The organism is Streptomyces sp. NPDC029674 (assembly GCF_044903205.1).
Lineage (GTDB): Bacteria > Actinomycetota > Actinomycetes > Streptomycetales > Streptomycetaceae > Streptomyces.
The window spans coordinates 69,863-88,664 of sequence record NZ_JBJDPY010000002.1 but is presented as its reverse complement, the minus strand read 5'-3'; the positions used below and the strand labels follow the sequence as shown (position 1 = coordinate 88,664).

The following is an 18,802-nucleotide window of genomic DNA, read 5'->3' as shown; positions in this document are numbered from 1 at the left end:
TCCGGCGTTTGAGGACTGGGGGCCCGGGGGCGAAGCCCCCGAAACCCCGGCCCCGGACCACAGGTCAGAAGCCCCTGGTCCGCTTGGCCGCACGGCGATTCGCCGCCGACGCGGCCCCCGGCACCTTCAGGATCAGCCGGGAGACCTCGCTCCCCAGGTTCACGCCGATCGCGATGGCCAGGGCCGTCGCGACGGCCCTGGTGAGCGAGTTCATGCCCGTGTTGAGGTCGTTCTGCGCCAGGGCGAGCAGCCCGAAGTACGTCGCGCTGCCGGGCAGCAGCGGGCCGATCGCGGCCGTCACGTACGGCAGTGACGACGCGAACCGGTAGCGCGAGAAGAGCTGCCCGAAGAGGCCCACCAGACCGGCGGCGATGGCCGTCGCCGCGACGGGCGAGAGCTCCAGCGGGGTCTGCGCGAGGGCGCCGAACATGACCCAGGCGATGCCGCCGTTGAGGGTCACCATCAGCACGGTGTTACGTTCCTGCTGGAGCAGTATCGCGAAGGCGAGACTCAGCGCCATCGAAGCCAGGATCTGGATGACAGGACGCGACGACGTCACGCCGAACTTCGTCTCCGGTGTCAGATTCGTCGCGTCGAGCATCACGCCGAGCGACAGCACGAGCAGTACGCCGCAGACGATGCCCACGATGAGGTACATGACCTCCAGGAGACGCGCGGCAGCGGTGATGTAGTAGCCGGTCAGGCCGTCCTGCACGCCCGCCACCAGGGCCCGTCCCGGTATCAGGGCGAAGAGCCCACCCGTGATCACCGCCGAGGCCATGGACGCCTCGGTGTGCACGAAGCTGAGCGCCACACCCATTCCGGCGGGCGGCATCGCGGCGCCCACGAACTGGTAGAACTCGGGCAGCCCGCGCCCCGCGCACAGCCAGGCGAGCCGGTCGCCGAGCATCGCGCCGACAGCGGCCACCAGGAAGACGAGCGCGCCACCGCCGACCAGCACGGACGCGGAGCCCGCGAGCAGCCCGCTGGCCGCCGTGAGCGCCCATCCCGGGTAGGGGTGACGGTTACGCCGAATGCCCGCGAGCCGACGGTAGGCCTCCTCCAGGGAGACCTCGATCTCCGGGTCGCTGATGTCGTCCACCAGGTGGAAGACGGCCGCCAGACGCGTGTAGTCCGTACCCCGTCGGCGTACCGTCCTGGAGGCCGTCACGGGGTCCTCCACCAGGGATGGCTGGTGCGAGATCGACAGGAGCGTGAACGTCACGTTCGGCTCGCAGCGGTCCAGGCCGTACGAGCGGCAGACGGCGAACATCGCCGCCTCCACGTCCTCCGCGCCCTCACCGCCCGCGAGCAGCAGCTCGCCGATACGGAGCGTCAGGTCGAGTACGCGCGGGACAGCGGGCCCGGCCTCGTCCTCCTGCTTCTGCGCGGCCTCCGTGGCGGGCCGCTCGGTGACCGGCATGCGCAGCATCGTGCGCATCTGGTCCTGCCAGGGCACGTCCTTGGTGAGCTTCACCAGGGGTATGCCCTGCGCCGGGGTGAAGGCCGGCGGGGCGTTGCGGGAGCTGTAGGTGTGCGGCGTGGTGAACGCCGACTTGTCGGTCTCCTGGGTCGTCGAGGACGGCGTCGCGAGACCCGTGGGGATGGCGAACTCGGACGTCGTCTGGGACTCGTCCTCAGGAGCCTGTGGCTGCGCCATCACCCCGCTGGGCTGCGCGAACGCGCTGCGGGCTTCGTCCGACTGAGGCTTTCGGTCCTCGGCCTCCTGCTCGGCCACTGATGCCCTCACTTCTCATACGACTCGTACGCACCCTCCGTATGGCCAGTATGGGCACAGATACACGAACGGGCCGCGTGACCCCCTTGGGTCCCGCGGCCCGCCCGGAACGACTGGCTCAGTGGCCGCCCTCGTCCTTGAAGCGCTTGTAGGAACGCTCGATCTCGGCCTCGGCGTCCGTGCGGCCGACCCAGTCGGCGCCCTCGACGGACTTGCCGGGCTCCAGGTCCTTGTAGACCTCGAAGAAGTGCTGGATCTCCAGGCGGTCGAACTCGGAGACGTGGTGGATGTCCCGCAGGTGCTCCACGCGCGGGTCCGAGGCCGGGACGCAGAGCAGCTTGTCGTCGCCGCCCGCCTCGTCGGTCATCCGGAACATGCCGATCGCGCGGCACTTGATGAGGCAGCCGGGGAAGGTCGGCTCGTCCAGGATGACCAGGGCGTCCAGCGGGTCACCGTCCTCGCCGAGGGTGTTCTCGACGAAGCCGTAGTCCGCGGGGTAGCTGGTCGACGTGAAGAGGCGACGGTCCAGACGGATCCGGCCGGTCTCGTGGTCCACCTCGTACTTGTTCCGCGAACCCTTCGGAATCTCGATGGTGACGTCGAACTCCACGGGTGGCTCCTCCATGATCAGCACATACTTCGGGTGATTAAGTGTCCCTCACGCAGATGTGTGATCGCGAAAGGGGCTGGTCGTCGTGCCGGAGCTCAAGCCTTGGCAACGGCCTCGACAGCTTTTGAGACAGCTGTCCAAGCCTTCCGCCGGCAAGCTCACCGGGTTCTCCGGCAAGCTCACGACCTTGCAGCTCACGGCTGGTGCCGCCACCTTCGGCCTGGTCATCGCGGCCGGGGCGGTGGCCGCGGCCGGCCCTTGGGACTCCTCCGGTCAGCGTACGGCGGAGCGGGATCGGGCTGCTTCCCAGGAGGCCCCGGGTGGCGCAGATCACGCCGCCGGTACGCCGGGACGCGCGCCGGAAGCCGCTCCGAGCGCTCCCTCCGTGCTCGCCGGCCTCGGCGCGCCCGCGGGCACAGCACCCGTGCCGACGGACCGCGCCCTCGCGGACGTGCTCGACCCGCTTCTGCGGGACCCGGCGCTCGGCCCGAAGCGGTCCGCCGTCGTGCTCGACGCGGCCTCCGGCAAGCGGGTGTACGGCAAGGACGCGGGCGACGGCCTGACGCCCGCGTCGACGATCAAGATCGCCACTGCGGTGGCGGCGCTGTCGGCGGTGGGCCCCGACCACCGGATCGCCACGCGAACGGTGCTGGAGCCCGACTCCTCCGACGTGGTCCTCGTCGGCGGCGGCGACCCCACGCTCACGGCCCGCAAGGACGGCCGCTACACCGACACCGCGGCGAGCCTGCGCACCCTCGCCGAGGACACGGCACGCTCCCTCAAGAGCCGCGACATAGACAAGATCAAACTCTCGTACGACACGTCGCTGTACTCCGGCCCTCCGCAGCACGTCATCGGCCCCAACGAGAACATCACGCAGGTCAGCGCGCTGATGGCCGACGAGGGCCGCCTGGACGACTCCTCCAGCGGCCCCGCCCCGCGCGCGGGCGACCCGGCGGCGGAGGCGACGAAGAAGTTCGCGGACCTCCTGAAGGACGAGGGCATCAAGACCGAGCCCGCCCCGGATGCCGCTCCCACCCCCACGAAGGCATCGGACCGCGCCGAGTCCCTCGCGAAGGTCGAGTCACCGCCCCTGTCCTCGCTGGTCGAGCGGATGCTGACGCACAGCGACAACGACATCGCCGAGGCGCTGGCCCGCCAGACGGCCATCGCGGCGAAGGAGCCGGCGAGCTTCGACGGCGCGGGCAGGGCGGTCCGCGCCCACCTGCGGAAGCTGGACCTCCCCCTCTCCGGGGCGAAATTCGCCGACGGCAGCGGCCTGGACCGCGCCGACCGCGTCTCCGCGGAACTCCTCGCGGCCCTCCTGGACCACGCCGCGGACCCGGGCCGCCCCGAACTCCGCTCCGTGGTGACGGGCCTCCCGGTGGCCGGTTTCACCGGCACGCTGGTCGACCGCTACCCGAAGGACTCCCCCGGCACAGGCGTGGTCCGCGCCAAAACCGGCACCCTGACCGGCGTGAACAGCCTCGCGGGCACGGTGGTCGACGCCGACGGCCGCCTCCTCCTCTTCGCCTTCATGACCACAGGCACCACCGACCCCCAAGCAGCCCAACGGGCCCTGGACCACATGGCGTCCACCGTGGCGAACTGCGGCTGCCGCTGAGCACGCGGAAGCCGCGGGGACGTGACGGGCGGGGCGCAGGTGCAGGGGTACGCATCGCACGGCGGGGGACGAGGCACGGTTCAGGGGCGCGGGGCTGTGTTCATGTGCGGCTCCGCCGCGTGGGCGCGCTCGGACGGGTGCCGGGCACGCATCGGACGGCGGGGGACAAGGCACAGCTCAAGGGCGCGGGGAACTGCGCGACAAGCCACGACCGGCCCGCACCCGGGACACAACCGCACAACCCGCCCCACCGTGCCCCACCCAGCCCCCCTAGGGGCCACCCCCGGGCAATACGGGGGGTGCAAGCCCCTCCACCAGAGGGAGCCAGCACGTACCGTTGAGCGCATGACGAGCATCCGTGGTGCGGAGATGGTCGACTGGAACCTCGCGGTGGCGACCGCGACCCGGCTCGTGCGGCCGGGTCCAGAAGTGAGCAGGGACGAGGCGCGCGCCGTCGTCGCCGAGCTCCGCCGGCACGCCAAGTCCTCGGAGGAGCACGTCCGTTCCTTCACGAGGATGGGCACGGAGGGCACCCACGACACCCCGGTCCTCGTGGTGGACAGAGCCGGCTGGGTCCGGGCCAACGTGGCGGGTTTCCGGGAGATCCTCAAGCCCCTCCTCGACAAGATGCAGGACAAGCGCGGCAGCAGCCCGGGCGGCGCCGTCCTCGGCGCGGTCGGCGGCAAGGTGACGGGCGTGGAGCTGGGCATGCTCCTGTCCTTCCTCGCCTCCCGCGTCCTCGGGCAGTACGAGACCTTCGCCCCGCCCACCCGCGACCTCCCCGCAGCGGCGAGCGGCGGCGGCCGCCTCCTCCTGGTCGCGCCGAACATCGTGCACGTCGAGCGCGAGCTGGAGGTGGACCCGCACGACTTCCGCCTCTGGGTCTGCCTGCACGAGGAGACGCACCGCACCCAGTTCACCGCCGTGCCCTGGCTGCGCGACCACCTCGAAGGCGAGATCCAGTCGTTCCTCGGCGAGACCGAGGTCGACCCGATGACGGTCCTGGAGCGCGTCAGGGAAGCTGCCCAGTCCCTCGCGGGCGGCGGCCGCACCGAGGGGGAGGGCGAAGAGGCCGAGGAGGGCCGCTCCCTCGTCGAGCTGGTGCAGACCCCCGCCCAGCGGGAGATCCTCGCCCGCCTGACGGCCGTCATGTCCCTCCTGGAGGGGCACGCGGACTTCGTGATGGACGGCGTGGGCCCGGACGTCGTGCCGTCCGTGGCCGAGATCCGCGAGAAGTTCCAGCAGCGGCGGGCGCGCGGCGCGAGCCGCCTCGACCAGGCCCTGCGCAAGCTCCTCGGACTCGACGCGAAACTGCGCCAGTACCGGGACGGCGAGCGCTTCGTCCGCGCCGTCGTGGACGAGGTCGGCATGGACGGCTTCAACCGCGTGTGGACCTCGCCGAACACGCTGCCCACCAAGGCGGAGATCGCCAAACCGGCGGACTGGGTCGCGAGGGTGCACCGTAAGGGAGACTGAGGGGCCGGCTGCGGCCGACGGCAGGAGAACGCCCCCGCAATCACCCGTCCGAGGGACCGTGAGTGATGGGTAGGCGTGCAATGCTCGGGTAACGGCTCGGCTCTGTCACCATCGACACACTCTGAGTGACTGGTCCGAGCTCACCCCCCGAACTTCATGAAGGGAACCGGACATGGGTCCCCATCCTGCGGTCGCGGCGATACGCCTGGCGGTCCGCCGCGTACTCCACGACGTACTGACCGACGTACAGCGCAGCACCGAAACCGACCCCCCACGCCCCCCGCACGAGCAGGCCCCGGCACCGATGGTGCTCGTCGCGTGCTCCGGCGGCGCCGACTCCATGGCGCTCGCCTCCGCCCTCGCCTTCGAAGCCCCCAAACTCGGCATCCGCGCGGGCGGCGTCACCGTCGACCACGGTCTGCAGCCAGGCTCCGACCTGCGCGCCGCCGAGGTCGTCGTGCGCCTCACCGCTCTCGGCCTGACCCCCGTCGAGTCCGTCGCCGTGGACGTCGGGCGCGACGGCGGCCCCGAAGCCGCCGCCCGCGACGCCCGGTACGCGGCCCTGGACGCCGCGGCCGAACAGCACTCGGCGGCCGCCGTCCTGCTCGGGCACACCCGCGACGACCAGGCGGAGACCGTGCTGCTCGGCCTCGCCCGCGGCTCCGGGATCCGCTCACTGTCCGGAATGGCCGCGACCTCGGGGGTCGCGGGCCGTTACCGGCGCCCCTTCCTGCACATCGACCGGCAGACCGCGCGCAAGGCCTGCATGGTGCAGTCGCTGCCCGTCTGGGACGACCCGCACAACGCCGACCCGGCGTACACCCGCTCCCGGCTGCGCCACGAGGGCCTGCCCGCCCTGGAGAAAGCCCTCGGCAAGGGCGTCGTCGAGGCGCTCGCCCGGACGGCCCAGCTGTCCCGTGACGACGCCGACGCGCTCGACACCTGGGCCGCCCAGGCCGAGACCACCGTGCGTGACGCCGCCGGCCTCCTGGAGTGCGCCAAGCTCTACGCCCTGCCGCCCGCCGTGCGCCGCCGCATCGTGCGCCGGGCAGCCATCGAGGCGGGCGCACCCGCCGGTTCCCTGTTCGCCCGGCACATCGAAGAGGTCGACCGGCTGATCACCGGCTGGCGGGGCCAGGGAGTCATCAATCTCCCGGGCAAAGTCGTGGCTCAGCGCCAGGGTGGCAGACTGGTGATCCGGCAAGGCTGACGAGAGCCCCGTGTTCGTTGGGGACCCTGTCGGCCGGTGGGACGACCGAAAGTGATGCGGGTGGACGCGAAAGACATGGGCACCGACCTCAAGTCGGTGCTCATCACCAAGGAAGAGATCGACGCGAAGCTGGCCGAGCTGGCCGCGAAGATCGACGCGGAGTACGCGGGCAAGGACCTGCTGATCGTCGGAGTCCTCAAGGGCGCGGTGATGGTCATGGCGGACCTGGCGCGCGCGCTGTCCACCCCCGTCACGATGGACTGGATGGCCGTTTCGTCGTACGGCGCGGGGACCCAGTCGTCCGGCGTCGTGCGGATCCTCAAGGACCTGGACACCGACATCAAGGGCAAGCACGTCCTGATCGTCGAGGACATCATCGACTCCGGCCTGACGCTGTCCTGGCTGCTCTCCAACCTCGGCTCGCGCGAGCCCGCCTCCCTGGAGGTGTGCACGCTGCTGCGCAAGCCCGAGGCGGCGAAGGTCGCGATCGACGTGAAGTGGATCGGCTTCGACATCCCGAACGAGTTCGTCGTGGGCTACGGCCTCGACTTCGCGGAGAAGTACCGCAACCTCCCGTTCGTCGGAACGCTCGCCCCGCACGTCTACGGCGGCTGACGGGAACCCTCACCCGTTTCCCGCCGTTGAAGCATGCGAAGGCGGGATTGCCAGCCGTCCCCGGCGGCTTCGGGTCACAATGCTGGGGTACCGTCCGAAGAACAGTCTTTATCAAACTCACTATGGCAGGAGGGACGGGGCGTCATCGCTCCGTATGGATGGACGTGAAGCGATACTTCCGTGGGCCAGTCATGTGGATCGTGCTGGCCGTCCTTGCCGTGGTCGTGTTGATGCAGGTCGTCGGCTCGTCCGGTGGCTACAAGACGGTGGACACCGGCCAGGTCGTCCAGGCGATCGAGAAGAACCGGGTCGAATCCGCCAAGCTCACCACCGGTGACGAGCAGATCATCAAGGTCGAGCTCAAGGACGGCCAGAAGGTCAAGGACAGCAGCAAGATCCAGGCGAGCTACATCGGCGACCAGGGCGTCGACCTCGCCAAGACCCTGCAGGCCAAGTACCAGAGCAAGGACATCCCGGACGGTTACACCGTCTCTCCGTCGAAGCAGAATCCCTTCGTCGGCATCCTGCTCTCCCTGCTCCCCTTCGTCCTCATCGTCGTCGTCTTCCTGTTCCTGATGAACCAGATGCAGGGCGGCGGCTCCCGGGTCATGAACTTCGGGAAGTCCAAGGCGAAGCTCATCACCAAGGACACCCCGAAGACGACCTTCTCCGACGTGGCGGGGTCCGACGAGGCGGTCGAGGAGCTCCACGAGATCAAGGAGTTCCTCCAGGAGCCGGCGAAGTTCCAGGCCGTCGGCGCCAAGATCCCCAAGGGCGTGCTCCTCTACGGCCCGCCCGGTACGGGTAAGACGCTCCTCGCGCGTGCCGTCGCCGGTGAGGCCGGGGTTCCGTTCTACTCGATCTCCGGTTCCGACTTCGTCGAGATGTTCGTCGGTGTCGGTGCCTCCCGTGTGCGTGACCTCTTCGAGCAGGCCAAGGCGAACGCCCCGGCGATCGTCTTCGTCGACGAGATCGACGCGGTGGGACGTCACCGCGGCGCCGGTCTCGGCGGTGGCCACGACGAGCGCGAGCAGACGCTGAACCAGCTGCTCGTCGAGATGGACGGCTTCGACGTGAAGGGCGGCGTCATCCTGATCGCCGCCACGAACCGGCCCGACATCCTCGACCCGGCGCTGCTGCGCCCCGGCCGTTTCGACCGGCAGATCGCCGTCGACCGCCCGGACATGCAGGGCCGTCTGGAGATCCTCAAGGTTCACCAGAAGGGCAAGCCGGTCGCTCCGGACGTCGACCTGTCGGCGGTCGCGCGCCGCACGCCGGGCTTCACCGGCGCGGACCTGAGCAACGTCCTCAACGAGGCCGCCCTGCTCACCGCCCGCAGCGACAAGAAGCTGATCGACAACCACTCGCTGGACGAGGCGATCGACCGCGTCGTGGCGGGTCCGCAGAAGCGGACCCGGATCATGTCCGACAAGGAGAAGAAGATCACCGCGTACCACGAGGGCGGACACGCCCTGGTCGCGGCGGCTTCCCCGAACTCGGACCCGGTCCACAAGATCACGATCCTGTCCCGCGGCCGGGCCCTGGGTTACACCATGGTCCTGCCCGAAGAGGACAAGTACTCGACCACGCGCAACGAAATGCTCGACCAGCTCGCGTACATGCTGGGCGGGCGCGCGGCCGAGGAGCTCGTCTTCCACGACCCGACGACGGGCGCGGCGAACGACATCGAGAAGGCCACGGCCACCGCACGCGCGATGGTCACGCAGTACGGCATGACCGAGCGGCTCGGCGCGATCAAGTTCGGCGGGGACAACACCGAGCCGTTCCTCGGGCGCGAGATGGCGCACCAGCGGGACTACTCGGAAGAGGTCGCCGCGCTGGTCGACGAAGAGGTCAAGAAGCTCATCGAGACCGCGCACAACGAGGCCTGGGAGATCCTGGTCGAGAACCGCGACATCCTCGACAACCTGGTCCTCCAGCTCCTCGAGAAGGAGACGCTCAACAAGGAGCAGATCGCTGAGGTCTTCGCAGGCATCGTGAAGCGCCCGGCCCGTCCGGCGTGGACCGGTTCCTCGCGGCGCACGCCCTCGACCCGCCCGCCGGTGCTCTCCCCCCGGGAGCTGTCACTGACGAACGGTGCGAACGGCGCGACCCCGACGGTGACGTCGGGCACGGAGAAGTCCCTCGAGGTGGCCCCGGAGGACCGCCCCGAGAGCTGATCCCGCGCGCCTCAGTCGGCCCGGAATGAATGCCGCGCCCCCCAGGTTCTAGCCTGGGGGGCGCGGCTGATTTCGTACGCCCGCGTGAGACGCACAGGAACGAGGCACAACATGACCGACCCGGTGACGCTTGACGGCGAGGGCTCGATCGGCGAGTTCGACGAGAAGCGGGCCGAGAACGCGGTGCGTGAGCTGCTGATCGCCGTGGGAGAGGACCCCGACCGGGAAGGGCTCCGGGAGACTCCGGGCCGCGTGGCCCGGGCGTACCGGGAGATATTCGCCGGCCTGTGGCAGAAGCCGGAGGACGTCCTGACGACGACGTTCGACCTGGGGCACGACGAGATGGTCCTGGTGAAGGACATCGAGGTCATGAGTTCCTGTGAACACCATCTGGTGCCGTTCGTGGGGGTGGCGCACGTCGGGTACATCCCGTCCACCGACGGCAAGATCACCGGCCTGTCGAAGCTGGCCCGCCTCGTGGACGTGTACGCGCGCCGCCCGCAGGTCCAGGAGCGGCTGACCACGCAGATCGCGGACTCCCTGATGCAGATACTGGAGCCGCGCGGTGTGATCGTGGTCGTGGAGTGCGAGCACATGTGCATGACGATGCGCGGGGTACGCAAGCCGGGCGCGAAGACGATCACGTCGGCGGTCCGCGGCCAGCTGCGGGATCCGGCCACGCGCAATGAGGCGATGAGCCTGATCATGGCCCGCTGAGCCGGGCCGGTACCGAGCGGTCCGGATTCTTTTGTTCCGCTCAACTCGCGTGCTGACGGCGGCTGTTGTGGCCGGAAGTGGTGGACTGCGGGGGCGGTGGCCGAAAGACTGCGTGTATGACGAATACGAGTACGCAGTCCCTGCCCACCCGCAAGCTCGGCGGCCTCGAGGTCTCCGCCCTCGGCTACGGCGCGATGGTGCTCTCCCCGGGCGTGTACGGCGAGGTCGACGACGAGCGCGCCGAGCGGGCGCTGCTCGCGGCGGTCGACGCGGGCGCCACGATCATCGACACCTCCGACGGGTACGGCGCCGACGGGCACAACGAACGGCTCATCGGCAGGGCTCTGAGAGGGCGACGCGATCAGGTCGCGATAGCCACCAAGTTCGGTTTCCGGCTGCCGGAGGGCGTGGAGCCGCACCCCTTCCCCATCGGGTACGCCTTCGGGGAGCTGGCGGTCAACGCCGATCCCAAGCATGTACGCGGCTATGCCGAGGCGAGCCTGCGGGGCCTTGGGACGGACTACATCGACCTTTACTACCCGCACTTTCCGGACCCGCAGATTCCGCTGGAGGAGACCGTCGGAGCGGTCGCCGAGCTGGTCCGCGACGGGCTCGTGCGGCACCTGGGTCTCTCGAACGTGACGGCCGCCCAGCTGCGTGCGGCACACGCCGTGCACCCCGTGGCGGCGGTGCAGATCGAGTGGTCGATGTGGAAGCCCGCCGAGCCGGGCCTGCTCGCGGCGGCGCGCGAGCTGGGCGTCGGGCTCGTGCCGTGGTCGCCGCTGGGCGCCGGGTTCCTGACCGGCACGGTCGGCCGGGTCGCGGAGGGTGACTTCCGGCAGAACGCACCGCGCTTCGACGCGGCGAACCTGAAGGCGAACAACGACCGTTTCGCGCCCGTGCGCGGCGTCGCGGAGGAGCTGGGGATCACTCCGGCGCAGCTGGCGCTGGCCTGGTTGCTGCACCAGGACCCGAACGTCGTCCCGATCCCCGGCAGCCGTACGCCGAAGCACATCGAGGAGAACCTCGCGGCGGCGCACGTACGGCTGGACGCGGACGTCCTCGCGCGGCTGGAGCGGATCCTGGATGAGACGGAGATCGAGGGCGGGACGCTGCTGTAGCAGCCTCTGAGGGCCGGGCGAGGACTGCGAGGCGGTCCCGGGGCGTGTCCGCCTACGCCGCCGGAGCCGTCCCGCCGTTCTCGTCGTCGTCCTCGGGGAGCTTGCAGACGCGCTCCATGAAGAAGGCGGCCGCTATCACCGCGACGGCCATGAGGACCGAAAGGCCGGCGTAGACCGCCTGGTCGCGGCGGGGCGGGATGTCGAGGGACTCCAGCAGGAATACGCCCGTGCCGCCGTACATCCCGGCGACGAGGGCCGCGACCAGGGCGCTGGCCTGGCCGAAGACCACGGCGCGGGCCGCCATCAGCGGCTCCACGCCCTTCGCGCCGGGGCGGCGCTCGCGCTGGGCACGCAGGCGTGCGCGCAGCGAGAGCGCCGTCGCCAGCAGGACGACGGCGATGACCGCGAGCACGATGGGCGCGGCCAGCGGGACGCGCGGCAGCGTGCCCACGGAGTCCCACAGGCGGGCGCCGGACCAGGACAGCACTCCGGCCGCGAGAAAGAGGCCGGCCAGCGTCCTGATGCGCAGTTGCTTCACGGATGACCCTTCATCGGCTGATTGCCTCGGCCGTCGGCTTGATTGCGTCGACCGCCTTCTCCAACGACTACTCGGGCAGTCGGAGTTCCAGGTCGGCGCGGGGCGTGACGCCGTCGCGGGTGACCGCGTCCAGCAGCTGCGCCACCGGGCCGCGGCCCGTCAGCCGGGCCTCGGGCTCCACGTCGTGCCAGGGGGCGAGGACGAAGGCACGCTCGTGCGCGCGCGGGTGGGGCAGCGTGAGCGCCGGGTCGTCGGAGACCACGTCGGCGTACGCCACGATGTCCACGTCGATGGTGCGCGGGCCCCAGCGCTCGTCGCGTACGCGGTGGAAGGCCTCCTCGACCGCCTGCGCGCGCTCCAGGAGCGAAGCGGGCGGCAGGGTGGTCTTCACCACGACGACCGCGTTGAAGTACGAGGGCTGGCTGCCCGGGTCGACGCCCCAGGGCTCTGTCTCGTACACCGGGGAGACCGCCTTGACCCGCAGGCCGGGGGTGTCCTCCAGGGCGTCGATGGCGCCCTGCAGCGTCTCCAGGCGGTTGCCGAGATTGCTGCCGAGGGAGATCACGGCGCGCTTGGGGTTGGACAGGGTGGTGTCCGCCGCATCGACCTGTTCGACCACGGAGGTGGGCACCGGCTGGACGGTGGGGTCGCTCTGACCCGCTTTGAAGGGCGCAGTCATACTCGGCTCCGGGTGATGGTGACGGTCACGTCGTCGAACGGGACGGTGATCGGGGCGTCCGGCTTGTGCACGCACACCTCGACCTCCAGGACTCCGTCGTGCTTCAGACACGCCTGGGCGATGCGCTCGGCGAGCGTCTCGATGAGGTCGACGGGCTCGCCCTCGACGACGGCCACGACCTCCTCGGCCACGATCCCGTAGTGCACGGTCTTCGCCAGGTCGTCGTCGGCCGCGGCCGCTCGCGTGTCCAGGCCGAGCACCAGGTCCACGATGAAGGTCTGGCCCTCCTCGCGCTCCCGCGGATAGACACCGTGGTGCCCGCGGGCCTTGAGGCCGCGCAGCGCGACACGATCCACGCGAATCACTCCTGCAATCGTCGGTATCGGCAGGCCTGCACCGAGTGCGGTCGGCACACCAGCCTCGTTCGAATCTACCTGCGAGCACTGACAGTCTTCGCCCGAGGGGCCCGTCGGCCGCCGCGTCACACGCCGGTCGAACCGCGCCTACCCACTCAGGACGGAGTCTCGTCGTCCTCTTCGTCGTCGTTTTCGGCCAGTACGGGGGACGCGTGGTGGGACCAGAGTTTCCAGCCGTCGGGTGTGCGGCGGAACACGTTCGTGGCGACCACGAGCTGGCCGACGAGCGGGCCGAGTTCGCCGCCGCCCTCCGGGGGCGGTCCGCCGCTGAGGATGTTCTCGGTGCACGTCACCAGGGCCGTGTCGCCGGCCACGCCGACCTTCACGTCGGTGAGGAAGAACTGGATGTACTCCGTGTTCGCCATGATCAGCGCGTACGACCTGAGGACCTCGCCGCGGCCCGTGAGGACCGGCCAGCCGGGGTGGACGCAGGACACGGCGTCACCGGCCGCGTCCTCTCCGTCCTCCGGGCCGTCCGCGTCGTCCGGGTCCCGGGTCGGGTCCTTGGCGTCCAGCCAGAGGTCGGACACCTCGTCGAAGTCGCCGCGTTCCAGCGCTTCGTAGAAGGCGGTGTTGGCGCGCTCGACCTGCTCGATGTCGGTCCTGGCCGCGGTCACCGGTGGCCGCCCGCGGCGCCCGTGACGGCGCGCGCGACCCGGACCGCGTCGGCCGTCGCCCGGACCTCGTGCACGCGGACCGCCCAGGCGCCCTGGTGGGCGGCGATGGCGGAGACGGCGGCGGTGGCGGCGTCGCGCTCGCGGGCGGGCGGCGGTGCGCCCTCCGGGCCCGCGAGGACACGGCCGAGGAAACGTTTGCGGGAGGCGGCGACCAGGATCGGGTGGCCGAGCTCGCGCAGCCGGTCCAGGCGGGCGAGGAGCGCCAGGTCGTGCTCGGCCTCTTTGGAAAAGCCGAGGCCCGGGTCGATGACGATGTGCTCGGGGGCGATGCCGCCCTCGATGGCGGCGGCCACGCGCGCGTGGAGCTCGTCGACCACTTCGGAGACGACGTCCTCGTAGACCGGCTTGGCGTGGATGTCGGTGAGGAAGCCGCGCCAGTGCATGACCACGAAGGGGGCTCCGGCGGCGGCGACCGCCGGGACCATGCGCTCGTCGGCGAGGCCGCCGCTGACGTCGTTGACGAGGACGGCGCCCGCGGCGAGCGCCTGCTCGGCGACGGTGGCCCGCATGGTGTCCACGGAGACGGTGACGCCCTCGGCGGCCAGGCCCCGCACGACCGGGACGACGCGCTTGAGCTCCTCGTCCTCGTCGACGCGGGTGGCGCCGGGCCGGGTGGACTCGCCGCCGACGTCGACGAGGTCGGCGCCCTGCTCGACCAGGTCGATGCCGTGCTTGACGGCGGCCGTCGTGTCGAACCAGCGGCCGCCGTCGGAGAAGGAGTCCGGCGTCACGTTCACGACGCCCATGACCGCACAGCGGTCCCACTCCGGCAGCCCCTGGACCGATCCCCGCCCGCGCAACGTACTCATACCTCCAGCCTAGGCCCGTACGGGTACGTGTTACGCCGCCTGCATCTCACGTTCCGCGCTGCGGTGCGGGCAGGGGCGGCGCTGCGGGGTGCCTCTGCGCAGGAAGCGGGGAAGCGCCAGCGTGACGAAGCCCTCGGCCTGCATGGCGGCGAAGCCGATGCGGGGAAGGTCCTTGCTGGAGCGGTAGACGACGAAGCGGGGCTCCCAGCGGGGGCGGAACTTCGCGTTGAACTTGTACAGGGACTCGATCTGGAACCAGCGGGACAGGAAGACGAGCAGGCCGCGCCAGGCCCGCAGGACCGGGCCCGCGCCGAGCTTCTCGCCGCGGGCGAGGGCCGCGCGGAACATCGCGAAGTTGAGGGACACGCGCGCGATGCCGAGCTTCGGGGCGGCCTGCAGGGCGGCGACGATGAGCAGCTCGTTCATCCCGGGGTCGGCGGCGCGGTCGCGGCGCATGAGGTCCAGGGAGACGCCGTCCTTGCCCCACGGGACGAAGTGGAGGACAGCCTTCAGGTCGCCGTAGGGGCCCGGCTCCTCGTCCGCCTTGTGGGCGGTGGCGATCAGACAGTCGCCGTCGTCCGGGTCGCCGATGCGGCCGAGCGCCATGGAGAAGCCGCGCTCGGTGTCGGTGCCGCGCCAGTCGTCGGAGGCGCGCTGGATCTTGGCGAGCTCCTGTTCGCCCAGGTCACGGATGCGCCGTACGCGCGTCTCGTAGCCATTGCGCTCGATTCGCTTGACCATCTGGCGCACGTTTCGCATCGCACGCCCGGACAGGGAGAAATCCGCGACGTCCACCACCGCCTCGTCGCCCAGTTCGAGGGCGTCCAGGCCGGTCTCGCGGGTCCAGACCTCGCCGCCGGTCTCGGAGCAGCCCATGACGGCGGGTGTCCAGGAGTGGGCCTTCGCCTCGTCCATGAAGCGTTCGATCGCGCCCGGCCAGGCCTCGACGTCGCCGATCGGGTCGCCGCTGGCGAGCATCACTCCGGAGACGACGCGGTAGGTGACGGCGGCCTTGCCGCTGGGGGAGAAGACGACGGCCTTGTCGCGGCGGAGCGCGAAGTGGCCGAGGGAGTCGCGGCCGCCGTGCTTGTCGAGGAGCGCGCGCAGCTTCGACTCGTCGTCCTCGGTGAGCCGGGCGGCCGGGTGCTCGGGGCGGAAGGCCAGGTAGATGGTGGTGAGGGCGGTGAGCATGCCGAGGGCGCCGAGGGAGAAACCGACGGTCCAGGACGTGCGTCCGTAGTAGTCGACGGGTCCTTCGAAGCCGAAGAGTCCGTAGAGGACGTGTTCCAGGCGCTCCGTGATGCTCGGGTCCCCGATGACCCTCCCGGGATGAACGCTGACGATCACCAGACCCAGCAGAATCGATCCGGCACCGAGGAGGACGAAGTTGGCCAGCGCCCGCCAGCGGCTTCGCGGATCGGGGAGGGCGGTGAACTCACTCCGATGGCGCAACAGGAGCGCGAGCAGCGCCAGCGAGATCACGACGCCGACGACCGAGTGCCGGTACCCGAACTGCGCCACGGCGCCCGCGGGCAGCAGCACGACGGCGGCCCGCCAGGCGCGGCGCTTGTGGCGCCGCAGGCCGTGTGCGAGCAGGAGCAGCAGGATGCCGGAGCTCAGCGCCAGGGCGGCGGCGAAGGGGCCGAGAGCGCCGGGCAGGACCTCGGCGACGGCGTGCATGCGGCTGTGCCGGAACCGGGGGAAGACGCCCGCCGCGACGTTCAGCAGACCGACGAGGGCGCAGGCTCTCGCGACGAGGGCCGGCACGGCCTCGGGGCGCGGCCCCCGCAGTATCCGGCGGAGCCGGCTGTCACGGTGGCGCACCTCACTGCCCGGAACCCCACCCGACAATTCCCCATCTATCCTGACAGACATCGCATCCCGTAGTTCTGGCGAGAGAGCTTGAATTCCGGTGCCAAAGAGGCATCCGGCAACATTGCCCCCTCTAGGACGGTCCTTCGGGGAGGCGGGTTCATTCCCGACCGGAAACCGCTGGAAAACTCCGGCAAGGCCCCCGGCAAGCGCCGGCAGGCCCGGTCCCGGGTCCGGTCAAGCCGAGGCATGAGCCCGGCAAAGGTAGAAAGCGCAGGCAGAACACCCCATGGGTCTCACCAGCAACAAGGTACTCGCCCTTGCGGTCGTGCTGGCCGTACTGCTCTTCGTCGGCACGATCTGGCTCTGGCCGCGGCTGGCCCGCCGCAGCTGGAAGGCGATCACCGGCCGCGTCGGGCTCCTCCTCGCCACCCAGATCGCGATCTTCGCATCGGTGGGTCTCGCGGCCAACCAGGCCTTCGGCTTCTACGCCACGTGGGCCGACCTCTTCGGCCAGGAGACGGCGCCCGGACTGGTGGTCGACCACGATCCGGCCAAAGGAGCAGGGCCCGTCAGGGTCGTCGACACCCAGACCGTGAACGTGCCGGGCGGCAGCCGGCCCACGACCGGCGGCCAGATCCAGAAGATCGAGGTCAGCGGCCAGACGTCGAGAATAGCCAGCCCCGCCTACGTCTACCTGCCCCCGGAGTACTTCCAGCCGCAGTACAAGGACCGCAAGTTCCCCGCGGCCGTGGCGCTCACCGGCTACCCGGGCACCGCCGAGGCGCTCATCAAAGGGCTCCACTACCCCCAGACCGCCCACAGGCTGTCCGCCGAGGGCAAGATGCAGCCGATGATCGTGATCATGATGCGGCCGACCGTGGCGCCGCCGCGCGACACGGAGTGCGTGGACATCCCCGACGGGCCGCAGACGGAGACGTTCTTCGCCAAGGACCTGCCCGCGGCGATATCGGACCACTACAGGGTGGGTGTCAAGGCGCAGAACTGGGGCGTCATCGGTGACTCGACGGGCGGCTACTGCGCCCTGAAGCTCGCCGTGCACCACCCCGGCGCGTACGGCGCGGGGGCGGGCCTGTCCGCGTACTACAAGGCACCCATCGACGTCACCACCGGCGACCTCTTCCACGGCGACAAGGAGCTGGAGCGGCGCGCCGACCTGATGTGGTACCTCGACCACATGCCGGCGCCCAAGACGTCCCTGCTGGTGACCAGCAGCAAGAAGGGCGAGGACAACTACCGCGACACCCTGAAGTTCATCGACAAGGTGAAGGCGCCCACGCGCGTCTCGTCGATCACCCTTGAAAGCGGCGGGCACAACTTCAACACGTGGCGCAGGGAGATCCCCGCGACGCTCCAGTGGATGAGCGGGCGGCTGAGCGGCGACTAGGACAGGCCCTGGTCCGTGCCGATGGCCGCCACCGTCTCCAACTCGACCTCCGCGCGCGCGATGTCGCGTGCGTCCGCCGCCGTCGAGCGGCGCAGCGCCTCGTGCAGCCGGGCCGGAGTCAGCACCCCCAGGAAGCGGCCCTCGCTGTCCTTGTCGATGACAGCGATCCAGCCCGCGTCGTGCTGCAGCATCGTCGCGAACGCCTGCTTGAGGCTCGCGCCGACCGGGAGCCACGCCTCCATGCGGCGCGCGTGCTCGCGGACCGTGCCGCTGCCCACGCGCGCGTGCTCCGCCGAGAGCCAGCCGTGCAGGTTGTTCTCGCCGTCCAGGACGACGGCCCAGCGGGCGCCGAGCTCCGCGGGCAGCGGGTCGTCCAGGTGCACCACGGGGGGCTGCTCCAGGTCGCCCTCCTCGATCGGCGTCACGGAGAGCCGCTTCAGACCGCGGTCCGCGCCGACGAAGTCCGCCACGTAGCTGTTCGCGGGGGCGCCGAGGACCGTCGAGGGAGTGTCGAACTGCTCGATGCGGCCCTCTCCGTAGACGGCGATGCGGTCGCCGAGGCGGACCGCCTCCTCGATGTCGTGCGTGACGAAGAGCACGGTCTTGCGCACGGCCTGCTGGAGGCGGAGGAATTCGTTCTGCAGGTGCTCGCGGACGACCGGGTCGACCGCGCCGAACGGCTCGTCCATCAGGAGCACCGGCGGGTCGGCCGCCAGGGCGCGGGCCACTCCGACGCGTTGGCGCTGGCCGCCGGAGAGCTGCTCGGGATAGCGGTCGCCGAAGACGGCGGGGTCGAGGCCGACCAGGTCGAGGAGTTCGGCGGCGCGCTCACGGGCCTTGCCGCGCTTGACGCCGAGGAGATGCGGGACCGTCGCCGTGTTGTCCAGCACGGTCTTGTGCGGGAAGAGGCCCACCTGCTGGATCACATAGCCGATGCGGCGCCGGAGTCGGACGGGATCGATGCCGGATATGTCGTCGCCGTCGACGAATATCCGGCCCTCGGTCGGCTCGATGAGCCGGTTCACCATTTTCATCGTCGTCGTCTTGCCGCAGCCCGACGGGCCGACGAGCGTGACCAGTTCGCCCTCGGCGACCTCGAAGGACAGATCGTCGACGGCCGTGGTGCCGTCCGCGTAGCGCTTGGTGACGTGCTCGAACCGGATCATGGTTCC

Annotated in this window: 17 protein-coding genes; 8 read left to right on the top strand and 9 right to left on the bottom strand. The window is 70.6% G+C overall.

From position 1 onward, the window contains the following. Positions 1–64: 64 nt before the first annotated feature. Positions 65–1,738: a threonine/serine exporter ThrE family protein gene (locus ACI2L3_RS04305; protein ID WP_404750786.1), complete on the bottom strand. Its 1,674-nt coding sequence runs from the start codon at positions 1,736–1,738 to the stop codon at positions 65–67. A gap of 118 nt (positions 1,739–1,856) precedes the next feature. After that, positions 1,857–2,348, bottom strand: coding sequence for an inorganic diphosphatase (locus tag ACI2L3_RS04300; protein WP_055568469.1), 492 nt, complete (start codon positions 2,346–2,348; stop codon positions 1,857–1,859). Between the two features lie 133 nt (positions 2,349–2,481). On the opposite strand from ACI2L3_RS04300, the gene dacB reads away from it, so the two are divergent. The 7 genes from dacB (at position 2,482) to ACI2L3_RS04265 (ending at position 11,291) form a co-directional block, all read left to right on the top strand. Next, a complete protein-coding gene (gene dacB, locus ACI2L3_RS04295; RefSeq protein ID WP_404751318.1) occupies positions 2,482–3,972 on the top strand; it encodes a D-alanyl-D-alanine carboxypeptidase/D-alanyl-D-alanine-endopeptidase in 1,491 nt (496 codons plus the stop codon). A 345-nt stretch (positions 3,973–4,317) separates the two neighbouring features. Further along, the gene (locus tag ACI2L3_RS04290) at positions 4,318–5,448 is read left to right on the top strand and encodes a zinc-dependent metalloprotease (RefSeq protein WP_404750785.1); all 1,131 of its coding nucleotides are present in this window, start codon (positions 4,318–4,320) and stop codon (positions 5,446–5,448) included. 172 nt (positions 5,449–5,620) lie between these two features. Then, positions 5,621–6,658 (top strand): tRNA lysidine(34) synthetase TilS, encoded by a 1,038-nt coding sequence (gene tilS / locus ACI2L3_RS04285; protein WP_404750784.1) that lies wholly within the window; start codon positions 5,621–5,623, stop codon positions 6,656–6,658. 54 nt (positions 6,659–6,712) lie between these two features. Continuing rightward, on the top strand, positions 6,713–7,273 hold the full coding sequence (hpt, locus tag ACI2L3_RS04280) for a hypoxanthine phosphoribosyltransferase (protein WP_030785774.1): 561 nt from the start codon (positions 6,713–6,715) through the stop codon (positions 7,271–7,273). Positions 7,274–7,431: 158 nt separating this feature from the next. Beyond that, on the top strand, positions 7,432–9,453 hold the full coding sequence (ftsH, locus tag ACI2L3_RS04275; RefSeq protein ID WP_404750783.1) for an ATP-dependent zinc metalloprotease FtsH: 2,022 nt from the start codon (positions 7,432–7,434) through the stop codon (positions 9,451–9,453). A gap of 111 nt (positions 9,454–9,564) precedes the next feature. Further along, positions 9,565–10,170 (top strand): GTP cyclohydrolase I FolE, encoded by a 606-nt coding sequence (folE, locus tag ACI2L3_RS04270; RefSeq protein ID WP_362997247.1) that lies wholly within the window; start codon positions 9,565–9,567, stop codon positions 10,168–10,170. Positions 10,171–10,286: 116 nt separating this feature from the next. Beyond that, positions 10,287–11,291: an aldo/keto reductase gene (locus ACI2L3_RS04265; protein WP_404750782.1), complete on the top strand. Its 1,005-nt coding sequence runs from the start codon at positions 10,287–10,289 to the stop codon at positions 11,289–11,291. Positions 11,292–11,343: 52 nt separating this feature from the next. On the opposite strand, the gene ACI2L3_RS04260 is transcribed toward ACI2L3_RS04265, so the two are convergent. The 6 genes from ACI2L3_RS04260 to ACI2L3_RS04235 all read right to left on the bottom strand — a co-directional run bounded on the left by ACI2L3_RS04260 (position 11,344) and on the right by ACI2L3_RS04235 (position 16,261). Then, the gene (locus tag ACI2L3_RS04260; protein WP_404750781.1) at positions 11,344–11,829 is read right to left on the bottom strand and encodes a DUF3180 domain-containing protein; all 486 of its coding nucleotides are present in this window, start codon (positions 11,827–11,829) and stop codon (positions 11,344–11,346) included. A gap of 67 nt (positions 11,830–11,896) precedes the next feature. Further along, positions 11,897–12,508 (bottom strand): 2-amino-4-hydroxy-6-hydroxymethyldihydropteridine diphosphokinase, encoded by a 612-nt coding sequence (gene folK / locus ACI2L3_RS04255; RefSeq protein WP_404750780.1) that lies wholly within the window; start codon positions 12,506–12,508, stop codon positions 11,897–11,899. Further along, positions 12,505–12,864 carry a dihydroneopterin aldolase gene (gene folB / locus ACI2L3_RS04250; protein ID WP_055565731.1) on the bottom strand — a complete coding sequence of 120 codons (360 nt, stop codon included), beginning with the start codon at positions 12,862–12,864 and terminating at the stop codon, positions 12,505–12,507. The genes folK and folB overlap by 4 nt, the downstream gene beginning before the upstream one ends. Positions 12,865–13,019: 155 nt before the next feature. After that, on the bottom strand, positions 13,020–13,541 hold the full coding sequence (locus ACI2L3_RS04245; RefSeq protein WP_404750779.1) for a nuclear transport factor 2 family protein: 522 nt from the start codon (positions 13,539–13,541) through the stop codon (positions 13,020–13,022). Beyond that, a complete protein-coding gene (folP, locus tag ACI2L3_RS04240) occupies positions 13,538–14,410 on the bottom strand; it encodes a dihydropteroate synthase (RefSeq protein WP_404750778.1) in 873 nt (290 codons plus the stop codon). Before folP ends, ACI2L3_RS04245 begins: the two co-directional genes overlap by 4 nt. Before the next feature lie 30 nt (positions 14,411–14,440). After that, complete coding sequence (locus tag ACI2L3_RS04235; protein ID WP_404750777.1) at positions 14,441–16,261, bottom strand: phosphatidylglycerol lysyltransferase domain-containing protein; 1,821 nt, start codon at positions 16,259–16,261, stop codon at positions 14,441–14,443. A gap of 250 nt (positions 16,262–16,511) precedes the next feature. Between ACI2L3_RS04235 and ACI2L3_RS04230 the strand changes: the two genes are divergently transcribed. Continuing rightward, on the top strand, positions 16,512–17,630 hold the full coding sequence (locus tag ACI2L3_RS04230; protein ID WP_404750776.1) for an alpha/beta hydrolase: 1,119 nt from the start codon (positions 16,512–16,514) through the stop codon (positions 17,628–17,630). Here the strand turns inward: ACI2L3_RS04230 and ACI2L3_RS04225 are convergent. Continuing rightward, a complete protein-coding gene (locus ACI2L3_RS04225) occupies positions 17,627–18,796 on the bottom strand; it encodes an ABC transporter ATP-binding protein (RefSeq protein ID WP_404750775.1) in 1,170 nt (389 codons plus the stop codon). The genes ACI2L3_RS04230 and ACI2L3_RS04225 overlap by 4 nt on opposite strands. Between the last annotated feature and the right edge of the window lie 6 nt (positions 18,797–18,802).